7 protein-coding genes are annotated in these 11,464 nt (G+C 71.3%); 2 read left to right on the top strand and 5 right to left on the bottom strand.

The window, feature by feature from the left end; genetic code table 11:
- Positions 1–138 (top strand): hypothetical protein (locus FZN60_RS29215; RefSeq protein ID WP_199266651.1); only part of this gene is annotated, 138 nt, incomplete at its 5' end.
- A gap of 74 nt (positions 139–212) precedes the next feature.
- Here the strand turns inward: FZN60_RS29215 and FZN60_RS25750 are convergent.
- Positions 213–4,067 (bottom strand): tandem-95 repeat protein, encoded by a 3,855-nt coding sequence (locus tag FZN60_RS25750; RefSeq protein ID WP_158876732.1) that lies wholly within the window; start codon positions 4,065–4,067, stop codon positions 213–215.
- Positions 4,068–4,889: 822 nt separating this feature from the next.
- Here FZN60_RS25750 and FZN60_RS25745 point away from each other — a divergent pair.
- Complete coding sequence (locus FZN60_RS25745) at positions 4,890–6,158, top strand: polysaccharide lyase family 7 protein (RefSeq protein ID WP_158876730.1); 1,269 nt, start codon at positions 4,890–4,892, stop codon at positions 6,156–6,158.
- 66 nt (positions 6,159–6,224) lie between these two features.
- On the opposite strand, the gene FZN60_RS25740 is transcribed toward FZN60_RS25745, so the two are convergent.
- The 4 genes from FZN60_RS25740 to FZN60_RS25725 all read right to left on the bottom strand — a co-directional run bounded on the left by FZN60_RS25740 (position 6,225) and on the right by FZN60_RS25725 (position 11,451).
- Positions 6,225–6,644, bottom strand: a complete 420-nt coding sequence (locus FZN60_RS25740; RefSeq protein ID WP_158876728.1) for a hypothetical protein — start codon at positions 6,642–6,644, stop codon at positions 6,225–6,227.
- A 202-nt stretch (positions 6,645–6,846) separates the two neighbouring features.
- On the bottom strand, positions 6,847–7,059 hold the full coding sequence (locus tag FZN60_RS25735; RefSeq protein WP_158876726.1) for a hypothetical protein: 213 nt from the start codon (positions 7,057–7,059) through the stop codon (positions 6,847–6,849).
- Between the two features lie 251 nt (positions 7,060–7,310).
- On the bottom strand, positions 7,311–8,534 hold the full coding sequence (locus FZN60_RS25730) for an SEL1-like repeat protein (protein WP_158876724.1): 1,224 nt from the start codon (positions 8,532–8,534) through the stop codon (positions 7,311–7,313).
- Positions 8,518–11,451, bottom strand: a complete 2,934-nt coding sequence (locus FZN60_RS25725) for a tetratricopeptide repeat protein (protein WP_158876722.1) — start codon at positions 11,449–11,451, stop codon at positions 8,518–8,520. Before FZN60_RS25725 ends, FZN60_RS25730 begins: the two co-directional genes overlap by 17 nt.
- Positions 11,452–11,464: the final 13 nt, after the last annotated feature.

Genomic DNA, 11,464 nt, shown 5'->3' with positions numbered 1-11,464 from the left:
GGCTCGGTGGTGCACTACCGCGCCTCGGGCAACGCGCCCGAGCTGCGCTGCTACGTCGAGGCGCCAAGCCAGGACGCCGCAAACACCCGCCTCGCCTGGGGCCTCAAAGCCGCACAAAACGCACTCAGAGAGGGCTGAGACCCGGCGACGACGAAGCGGGAAGGGCCGCGGCGGGATCACCGCCGCGGCCCTTCCCGCATGTCCGTGCCATCTCAGAACAGGAAGAAGTCGTCGGCGCTGATCGCGAGGTTGGGCGAGATCACCGCGAACTGGATCGCGGCCGCGCCGCCCGCCCCGTCCGCGTCGAACAGAAGCGCGCCGGCGGCCTTGTCGTAGATGATGCGGTCGCTTGCATCGAGCGCCGCCTTGCCGACGACGAAGGCGTTGGGGTCCAGGTCCTCGACGCCCAGGTTGCCGAAGATCGCCCGCGCCAGGCCGATGTCGTCGTCGCGCACGACGAAGTCCTTGATCGTGTCGACGTTGCTGCCCCCGAGCGCCGTGGAGAACAGGAAGGCGTCCTGTCCCGCGCCGCCGGTGAGGACATCCTTGCCCAGCCCCCCGTCGAGCCGGTCGTTGCCCCCGCCCCCCGAGATCGTGTTGGCCGCGTCGTTGCCGGTAATCGCGTTGGCGAAGTCGTTGCCCTTCAGCGTCACGGCGGAGGTTCCGATCCCCTTGAGGATCTCGACGTGGCTGTCGGCGGCGATGGTGAAGCTCGATTTCGCGAAGACCGTGTCGATGCCTTGGGACGCGAGCTCGATCACCTTGTCGCTCGACGTGTCGACGTAATAGGTGTCGTCGCCCGCCTTGCCGGCCATGGTGTCGGCGCCGGAAAGGCCGTCGATCGTGTCGTTCCCGGCCGTGCCGTTCAGCGTGTTGGCGCCGCCCGTGCCGGTGATCGTCGCGCCGCCGGGCGTCGTTTCCGGCACGTCGATGACGGTGATGGTGAAGGTCTGGGCCTGGCTCAGGAGGCCGCCGGGATCCTTGACCTGGTACTGGAAGCTCGCCGTGCCGAAGAAGTCCGGCGCGGGCGCGTAGCTGAAGGTGCCGTTCGGGTTGAGGGTCAGGCCCTGGACGGCGGCGACGAGGTGGTAGGTGAGCCCGGTGTCGCCGTCCGGATCGCTCGCGGCGGGAAGGCTTCCCGTGATCACCGTGTCCTCGTTGCCGCTCGCGCCGTTGCCGGAGGCCGCGGCGACGGGCGCGTCGTTCCTGTTCTCGATGGTCAAAGCGAAGCTCGTCACCGCGCTCAGCGCGCCGGCCGCGTCCTTCGCCTGGTACTGGAAGCTGACGATCCCCGAGGCATTGGGCGCGGCGGCGTAGGTGAAGCTGCCGTCCGGCTTGAGGACCAGACCGGCGAGGCTGCCAACCTGGACATAGGTCAGCGCGTCGCCGGCGTCGGGATCGGCGGCGGCTGGAAGGCGGCCCGCGAACACCGCTCCGTCCGGCGCGCTCGCCGCGTTGCCGAGGCTCGCCGCGACCGGTGCGTCGTTGACGGGCGAGACGGTGATGACGAAGTCCGTGACCGCGCTCTTCAAGCCGCTTGGATCGACCGCCTGATACTGGAACACCGTCGTGCCGGCGAAGTTGGCCGGCGGCGCGTAGGTGAAGGTGCCGCCGGATCCGAGCGCCAGCCCCTGAACCGGAGAGACCAGGAGGTAGGTGAGGCCCGAATTGCCGTCGGGATCGGTGGCCGCCGGCAGCCTGCCGCTCAGCGTCGTGTCCTCCGCCACGCCCGCCGCGTTGCCCGTGGCGGCTGCGACCGGCGGGCGGCCGGGCACCGGGCCGCCGCCGCCCTCACCCGGCACCGGCGCGCCGTTTGCGAAGGCGAAGTCGGACAGGTCCACGGCCGCAGCGCCCACCGGCCGCTTGATCGTGATCGTCTCGCTCGCCGCCCCGTCGACGATCGTCCAGGTGCTGCCGGCGCCCTGCACGACCGTCGTGCCCGCACCGTAGCCGACGAGGACGATCCGGTCGCCGGCTGCCGCGCCTTTGCCGTCGAAGTCCTCGATCGTGTCGCCGTTGGCCTGCCCCTTGGCGAAGACGAAGACGTCGTCGCCAGCGTCGCCGTAGAGCTGGTCCGCCCCCGCGCCGCCGTCGAGGACGTCGTTGCCGTCCCAGCCGTGGAGGCGGTTGGCGGCCGCGTTGCCGGTGATCGCGTTGGCGAGTGCGTTTCCGTCGCCGTTGATCGCGGCCGCGCCCGACAGGGTCAGGTTCTCGACGTTGGCGCCGAGCACGTAGGCGATGCTCGACACCACCGTGTCGATGCCCGCGCCCGCGGCCTCGATCACCACGTCGCCGGTGTTGTCGACGACATAGGTGTCGTTCCCGCCCTTGCCCTCCATGGTGTCGGCGCCGACCAAACCGTTGAGGACGTTGGTGCCGGTATTGCCGATCAGGACGTTGCGGGCGCTGTTGCCAGTGGCGTCGAGGCTCGCCGTGCCGGTGAGCGTCAGGTTCTCGACCTCGTCGGACAGGGTGTAGGAAACGCTGGAGATCACCGTGTCGACGCCGCCGAGGCCGGCATTCTGCTTCTCGACCACCGTGTCGCCGACGTTGTCGACGTAATAGGTGTCGTTGCCGTCGCCGCCCTTCATCGCGTCGGCGCCCGCTCCGCCGTCGAGGACGTCGTCGCCGCCCAGACCCTCGAGCTCGTTGTTGCCGGCGTTGCCGATGATCGTGTTGGCGAGCGCGTTGCCGGTGCCGCGGACGGCGGCGCCGGTCAGCGTCAGGTTCTCGACATTGGCCGCCAGCGTGTGGTTGAGGCTCGAGATCACCGTGTCGGTGCCGCCGCCGGCCGCCTCGATCACCACGTCGCCGGTGTGGTTGACGGTGTAGGTGTCGTCGCCGCCGAGGCCCGAAAAGGTGTTGGCGCCCGTGGTGCCGTAGAAGACGTCGTTGCCGGGCGTGCCCGTCTCGGTGAAGCTCGGGATCGAGAGCGGGCCGGAATCCATGCCCGTGATGACGTTGCCCGTCGCGACCGTGCCCGTCGCCCCGCCATCGTCGTTGGTCGGCTCCTCGCGGATGCCGTAGCGGGCGTTGACCGCGCCGGTCGAGCCGATCGTATTGTCGAGGATCTTCGTGCCGGTCGAGTAGATCGTGGTCTTGGTGATGGCGTCGTCGAGGCGCAACCTGATGTTGATCTCGTCATAGGTGTTGTCGGCCTCCTGCGCGTTGTTCGTCAGGATGCTGTTCTTGACCGTCGTGTTGATCGACCCTTCGATGCGCACGCCCTGGCGCAGGTTGTCGTGGATCGAGGCGCCGTCGACGGTGACGGCGTCGGAGAGCTTGATCAGCATGCCCTCCTTGGCGTTGTCGTGGTATTCGCCGCCCTTCACCAGGATGTTCCTGACATGCGGCGGCTCGCCGCCGCTCTCCAGCGGGATGTCGCCGCGCTGGATGGTGAGGCCTGCCGAGCCGTTGCCGCGCGCCTCGTTGTTCTCCAGGACCAGGTCCTTGGTCATGTTCTGGAGGTTGAAGCCGTGGCGGTCGTTGTCGTAGGCGAGGTTGTTCGAATAGGACCCGCCGAACACCGCGTCGGCGACGAAGCCGTCGAGTCCGTTGCCGTGCGAGACGGAGTTCTTCACCACCATGTTCGTGGTGATCTCGTGCGGGTTGATGCCGTAGGCGGTGCAGTTCTTCGCCTCGACGGCGTCCAGGGTGATGTTGGACTGGGTCTTGCCGCTGTCCTCCTTGATGCCGCAGATGAAGCCGGCCTGATGGCCGGTGTTGTTGGCGCGGTTGCCGTCGATCGTCAGGTTCGAGATCAGGACGTTGTCGACCGTTTCGAGGGCGGTGCGCACGATGCCGTTGATGCGCGCGTTGAAGTCGTCGGCGAGCTTGATCACCGTCTCGCCGATGCCCGCGCCCGCGAGGGTCATGTTGGAATAGAGCTCGATCGGCCCGCGCGAGGCGTTGGCGGGATCGCCGCGAACGATATAGGTGCCTGCCGACATCTCGATGGTGCCGCCGCCCGCCGCCTTGCAGGCATCGATGGCGCGCTTGATCGCCGCCGTGTCGTCGGTCACGCCGTCGCCGACCGCGCCGAAGGCCCTCACATCAAACGTCGCCATTCATAGCTCTCCGAAGTCGATCCCAGAGCCCGCGCAGTCGATCGCCAGGCTTCCCATGCGTCAGCTTTAGCGGCAACCGCTCGGCCGAACGTCAATCGGGATCAAGGAAAGGCGCCGGATCGTCGGTCGGACGACATGGCACGGCTCAACCGGAGGAGACCGGTGCGGGCAAAAACCACAACCTCGGCCCGGCACGGCCGCCGGCCGCAACCCAGCCTTCACGCAGTGCTCAAGCCTCTGTGATCGCACGGCTTTTGGTGCAACGCAGCAGGAACGATCCTTTAGGAAAAATCCTCGGACAATCAACGCCTTAGTTTAGACAATCTTCAGACAATCCTGGGCTTCGCGGCGAAGAGCTTGGATCCTCGGCGCAGACAGGAAACAAGACGCCTCGCCGGACGAATGAATATCGAGACGAATGACATGATCTGAACGTCGATTTTCTTTCATCAGATCGCAGCCAATGGACCGAGGTCTTTCAACGGCGGCTCAATCGAAGGGCGATCATTCAAGCCACCCACGCAAGTTCCGATCGATCCTTAGCCGGCAGAGCTCTCACGCTCCGTCAGGACGAGCGGATCGGGCGGTCGCGGGCCGCCGAACCCGCGACCGCACGGTCCGGGCGCCGGTCGAAGAGGGTCTCGCCCCGGTCCGCTCCGGCGGGCAGCAACAGCGTTCCCATGCGTTTCATCCAGACGGCCCGGCAGCGAGAAACGCCGCCGCAGCCCGACACCACCATCAGGACGACCCGGATCGAGGGGCGGGACAACGATCCCGGATGCATCAAACCGCCGGTCCGGGCGAGCAACAGCTGGAGAGCAGATGCCGGTCAATTCCGATAATTTCGACCTGTCCAACTGGAAGCTGACGCTTCCCGTCGACGCGAAGAACAGCCTGTCGGGCACGGCGGTCGAGGTGAAGGACCTCGTCGGCTACGAGAACGACGGGTACTTCTTCGACCGGGCGGACGGGGCCATGGTGTTCCGCGCCATGACGGACGGGGCGACCACGAGCGGCTCGAAATACGCGCGCTCGGAGCTTCGCGAGATGAACGGCTCCGACCGCGCCGCCTGGAGCCTGTCCGAGGGCGGCACCATGACCGCGACGCTTTCCGTGGACGCGGTTCCCACGCGCAGCGACGGTTCGGCGGGACGCGTGGTGGTGGGCCAGATCCACGGGCAGGACGACGAGCTCGTGCGCCTCTACTGGGAGAAGAACAGCACCCATTTCGTCAACGACCAGGCCGGCTCCGGCAATGCCGAGACGACGTTCCTCCTCAAGAACGCGGCGGGCCAGACGCCGGACATCAGCCTGGGCGAGGTCTTCTCCTACAAGATCGACGCGCAGGGCAACCAGCTGGAGGTGTCGGTCTTCGCCGACGGCGACGTCTACACCTCGGTCAGCCGGATCAACCCGGTCTGGCAGTCCGACACGTTCTACTTCAAGGCCGGCGTCTATCTCGGCGTCAACGACACGCAGGGCTCGGGGGTCGGCCAGACCGTCTTCCACGGCCTCGACTTCAGCCACCAGGACGGCAAGGGCCTCGGGGGTCTTGTCGGGCAGCCTTCGAAGGGCGGGGGATCGCCTCCGCCGACCGAGCAGCCTCCGACGGAGCAGCCGCCGGTCGTGGTCGAGATGCCGGAGCCGGCCGGCCCCTCGGGCGAGGGTGAGAGCATCACCGGCACCAAGAGGGACGACAGCCTGTCCGGAACCGGCAAGGACGATACGCTCTACGGCCGCAGCGGCGACGATAGCCTGGCCGGCGGGGCGGGCAAGGACGTGCTCTGGGGCAATGGCGGCGACGACCGCCTCGAAGGAGGCGCGGGCGACGACTGGATGAAGGGCGGCAGCGGGCGGGACGTCTACGTCTTCTCGGCCGGCCACGGCCACGACACGGTGCACGAGTTCCGCAAGGGCGACGCGGTGATCATCTCGAACGATCTGTTCTCGTCCGTGGACGAGGTGCGGGACGCCCTGCGGCAGGTCGGCGACGGCGTCGTTCTCGAGACCGGCGACGGCTCCGGCATCCTGTTCACCGACACGACCGTCGATACGGTGGGGCTCGCCGCCTGGACCTTCGTCGAGGCGTAAGGGCGGGCAAAACGAAGGCCGCGCGGGCTCGGCTCGCGCGGCCACCGCCGCGCTCGCGAGGATGGATCAGGATCGCAGCGCGCGCCGCTCGGCCGGGCGGACGGCGGCGCCCTTGGCGCGCCCCTCGACCGCGTCCTCGTCCTCCAGGCGGAGCCGGGCGTAGTCGTCGAGGAAGGCCAGGCAGAGCGGGATGAGCGGCTGCTCCATTCCGGCATGCTCCACGAAGGGCAGGCCGTCCTCGTACCAGATCGGGCGGATGCCGTCGCAAACGGCGTCGATCGTGCCCCAGGCAGGAAAGTCGTGCGCGAAGGCTTCGATCTCGGCAGGCCTCGGATCGCGACCGACTTCCCAGTTCAGGACGTGGCGCGTCGCGAAGAGAGCGGGCATGAGGCCGTCGGACATGTCGACGTCGCCGAGCCCGCGGAGCAGCGAGACGGCGAGACGATGCATGTAGCGATCGTCATCCTCCTCGGGCAGCTCGACCATGACTGCTCGGCCCTCTCCACGTTCCCGGCAAATGACGGAAACGGGCATAGCGCAAGACCGTTGGCCTGGCAAACGACCGGCGATTGCGTTTCGGTGCGACTCGATGCCGTTCCGCACGCTCCAGGCGCTCCAGCCGGATGAGGACGCACTCATGGGTCTTCTCCCTTCGAGCCTGCTTGACCCGAGCGCACGCCCCGTCCGCTCAGCAGGCGATGGCGGGCTCGCGCTCGGCCTTGTGCTTCATCAGCGCGTCGACGGTCATGAACCAGAGATGCCATTCGTCCGGTTCGAGCCCCTCCCAGTCGGGAGCGGTGCCGCGGCGGCGACAGGCCGCCTCGTAGCCCTCGCGCGCAGCCTCGAGGCGGCGCCGCTGCAGGCCGATGTCCTCGATCTCGATTCCGTAACCGTCAACCATTGTTCGATCCGTCGCGCGGGGTGAGATGCGGTCGAGTTAAGAAACGCAACCGCACAGCTCAAGACTTCGTTCCCAGGCGAGCGCATCATAAGGGCGGGAGCAAGGCGTTTCAGCGCGAAAGACGGGGTTCTCCCCATCGATCGGCGCGCCGGGCCGGCGGAGACCGCGCGATCTTCGAACGAGAAACGCCGGCGGGCCCCGGGGGAGGGCCCGCCGGCGGCCGGCGGGTGCGATCGGGAAGGCAGGGGGCTTCAGCTCTTCGGGATCGCCCCGTCACGCCGCACCAGGGCCAGCGCCTCGGCCTCCGGCATCGTGCCGAGCGGCGCGACGGCAGATCTGGCGAGGGCGCTGCCCTTGGCGGCGGCGAGCGAAAGATAGGCGCGGGCGAGCGCCGCGTTCTCGGGCTTGGTCGTGTCGATCAGGAACAGCATGCCGAGCCTGACCTGGGCGTCGACGTCGCCGTCGCGGGCGGCCTCCGCCAGGAAGTCGCCGCCGTTGCCGGCCCGGACGGGGCCGCCGCCGAGCGAGAAGGCGTCGGCCTCCGCGAGGCTCGCCCGCGCGGCCGGCGAGTTGGCGCGCGCCTGCTCCTCCAGGAGCGCGCGGATCTGCGGCCCGCCCGCGCCGACGCCGGCCCGCGCGTCGACGAGAAGCGCGGCAAGGCTCTGCCGGGCCCGCTCCTCGCCGCCGTCCGCGGCCGCGAGCAGCCAGCGCGCCGCTTCCAGGCGCTCCTCGGCCGAGCCGCTGTCCGCCAGGCGCCGCCCCAGATGCATCGCAGCCTTCGCATCGCCCGCTTCCGCCCGGCCGCGCAGAAAGGCCAGGATCTCGGCGCTGCGGTCGGCATTGTTGAACTCGATGCCCTCGAACAGCGTCACCGCCTTCAGGGTGGAGCGGGTTTCGAGCGCAAGCGCGCGCTCCAGCCAGTCCTCGGCGGCATCCGGCTCGTACTGCTCGGGCCGCAGCATGGCCTCGCTGATGACGACCATCTGCTTGGCGCGCGCTTCCGGCTCCAGCCGCGACAGGAGCCGCAGCGCCTTGCGGGTGTCGCGGTCGACGCCCCAGCCGAGCGCGTAGGCGACGGCCGCGCGCTGGGCGCCGGAGCGGTTGCCCGCGCCGGCCGCCCGCGCGTACCAGCCGGGCGCTTCGCGCGGGGCGGGCGCGCCGCCGATGCCGTACTGGAGGAGGATGCCGTAGGCGACGGCCGAGGCGCTGGAGCCGAGGCGCGCCTCGGTCCGCAGCCGCGGCCGCAGCGCGGCCGCCGAGGGGATCCCCTGCGGCCCGAGCGCGACGATGGCCTTGGCCACGCGGCGCACGGCCTCGCGGTCGCCGGCCACGGCCGCGGCGGCGTGGCGCTTGAGGACGCTTGCCGGGCTCGGCTCGGCCGCGCCCGCGGCCGGCGAGGCCGCCGCGGCGAGGGCGATCAGAGCCGCGGCCAGAACGCGCCGCAGGGGCGCGAAGCGCTCAGTTCTCGAAGCCATGACTGCGGGCCCTTTCGTGCCAGGTCGTCGCCGCCGCGTGATCGGCCGCGACCCCGAAGCCGAGGTCGAGCGCGAGCGCGTAGCGGAACATCGCTTCCGGATCGCCCATCTCGGCCGCGGCCCGGGTCCATTTCGTGCTCTCGCCGGCCGAGACCGCGCCGGCGAGGCCGGCGGCGTGGAGCTGCGCCAGCATCTTCATCGCGCCGACGTGGCGGCTCTTCGCCGCCCGTTCGAGAAGCGCGAGGCCGTCGGGGCGCGACGCCTCGCCTTGCGTGGCGAGGATCGAGCCGGCGGCGAACATCGCCTCGGCGTTTCCGGTCGCGGCGAGATCCTTCAGCGTCGCGAGCGTCGCGGCGAAGGCGCGCGCGTCGCCCGCGCGCCGATCGGCGAGATCCCCCAGCGCCTTCACCGCGCTCGGCTCGCCGGCGAGCGCCGCCCGGCGCAGCCAGTCAAGCGCCTCGCCGTCGCGCTTGTTGGACGCGCCGCCGGTGAGGACCTCGGCGAGCGCGACGCCGGCGCGCATGTTGCCGCGCTTTGCCGCCTGCATCAGCAGCGCTTCGGCCGTCGCCGGGTCCGGCGTGCCGGTGGCGAGGCCCGAAGCATAGGCCTGGCCGAGGCCGAGGAGGTCGCGGGCCCGCTCCTCGGCCGCGCCGCGGGCGCGCTCCAGCGCGCGCTCGGCATCGGCCGTGCCCTGCCCGTTCGGCAGGGAGCGGAAGAGCCGCGCCATCTGGACGAGCGCGAGCGGCTCGCAGACCCGCCGGTCGGCGAGCGCCGCCAGGATGTCGGGCACCGGATCGGTGCCGGGCTCGACCGCCGCGAGGCCCTGCGGATCGCCGGCGCGGGCGGCGCGCAGCATCAGCGCGCGGGGGGAGGCGTCCGGCGCGTCGGCCGCGTTTCCTGCGCCCTCGCCGAGGCGGGCGAGCGCGGTCATCGCCTTGGCGTTGCCCCGCAGCGCCGCCCGGCGCAGGTGCGAGAGGCCCTGGTCCCAGGCCGGCTCGCCGGCCCGCGCCGAGGCGAGAACGAGGCGGCCGAGCTCCAGGTCCACGGACGCGCTGCCGCTCGCCTCGACGGAGGCGAGGAGGGCCTCGGCGCTGTTCGGCTCGGCGGCGAGCTCCCCGCTCGCATAGGCGCGGGCGAGCGCGAGGCGCCCTTCGACGACGTTCTCGCCGGGCGCCGCCGCCTTCGCGGCCCAGCTCGCGGCGGTCCGCCCTCCCCCGGCCGCCGCCTCGATCTTGGCGAGTTCGACCATCGCGATCCGGTCGCCGGCCTCGGCGGCTTGCGAGAGCCATCGCCGCGCCTCGTCCGCCTCGCCGCGGTCGGCCGCGACCTGACCGATCCGGCGCATGGCGGCGGAGGCGCCGGCCTCGGCCGCGCGGCGGCGCCAGTCGGCGACGGCCTCGGCCTGGGACGGTCCCGCCTCGCAGCGGAGTTCGTCCGAGACCTCCAGCATGGCGAGCGGGTTGCCCGCTTCGGCGGCGCGGCGCAGGCGCGCCTCGGCCTGCGGCCGGTCGATGCCCTCGCGCAGGAGGAAGCCGGCAAAAGCGAGATCGGCCTCGGGCGTCTCGAAGGCGCCGACCCGCTGAAACAGCGCGGCCGCAGCGCTCCGGTCGACCGGCACGCCCTGCCCTTCGAGGAGGGCGGTCGCCTTGTCGGCGAGAAGAAGGGCGCTCGCGCCGGGCCTGGCGATGGCCGCGTCGAGCGTCGCGTTCATGGCGGCGAAGTCCGGCGTGCCGGTGAAGTCGCCGCGCTGGTAGCGGGCGAGGAGCCGGACGGCGCTCATCGAGCGGCCCTCGGCGGCGCGTTTCGCCAGCGCCAAGCCCTTGGCGACGTCGCGGCCGTCGGACAGGTAATGGTCGGCGACGAGCGTCAGCGCGTCGAGCGAGCCGTGGGCGGCAGCCTCCTCGCGAAGCGCGAGCGCGCGGGCGGCATCGCGCGGCATGCCGGAGCCGGCCTCGGCGAGGCGGGCGAGCCGCAGCTCGGAAACGGGATCGCCGATCCGGTCGCCGACCTCGTACCAGGGCAAGGCGGCTGCGAAGTCCTCGCGGCCGGGCGCCCCGAGAAGCAGGTCGCCGACATCGGCGACGATGCCGCAATCGCCTTGGCTGAGCGCCGTCTGCGCGCCGATGAGGGCGAGCGTCAGGTAATGGTCGGCCGCCCCCGGAAAGGGCTCGGGCGCGCCGCCCGCACCGAAGAGGCCGGCAAATTCGAGGCCCGCGCGCGGGTCGCCGAAGCTCGCGGCGATGCTGAAGAACTTCGCCGCGCGTTCGGGGCTCGCGCCCGGCAAGCGGTTGTCGCGGTTGAGCCGCCCGAGTGCGAGCGCGGCGGTGGTTTCCCGCTCGGCCAGCGCGGCTTCGAGGAGCGCCCCGGCGCGAGCCGGATCGACGGCACCGGCCTCCGGATCGACCAGAAGCAGGGCGAGATCGCGCTTGGCGCGGGCGCTCGCCGGTCCCGGCGCCCCGGCCAGGCGCTCCAGCATGCGCCGGGCGAGCACCTTGTCGCGCGGCACCTCGGCGCTGCCCTCCGCGAGGCGCTCGGCATCGATCAGCATGCGCGCGGGATCGACGCCCGGGTCTCCCCCGTCCCAGGCAGCCCAGTCGATCGCCGGCGGGCTCGCCGCGGCGGGCGGGCGGCAGAGCGTCGCATCGGCGAGCTTCGGCGGCCGGCGCAGGGTCGCCTTGGCGTCGGCCGCGCCGACGCCGGCGGCGGGATCGGCGTAGACGGGCGCGGGCGTTGGCAGCGGCACGACCGGCTCCCTCGGCGGCGCGGGCGCGGCGAGGCCCGGCAATGCCGAAAGCGCCGGCAGGGCGAGCCCGGGCTCCTGCGCCGCGGCGGCGCCCGCGAGGAGCGCCAGGAGCGAGGCGCCGGCAAGGGCGGCCGCCGCACGGCGGCGCCGGGACCTGTCGATCATCGAAGTCATGGAAGCGATCCTC

The sequence above is a fragment of the Antarcticirhabdus aurantiaca genome (assembly GCF_009765365.1).
GTDB lineage: Bacteria > Pseudomonadota > Alphaproteobacteria > Rhizobiales > Rhizobiaceae > Antarcticirhabdus > Antarcticirhabdus aurantiaca.
The sequence above is the reverse complement of the archived record's forward strand: the minus strand, read 5'-3'. Positions and strand labels throughout refer to the sequence as shown.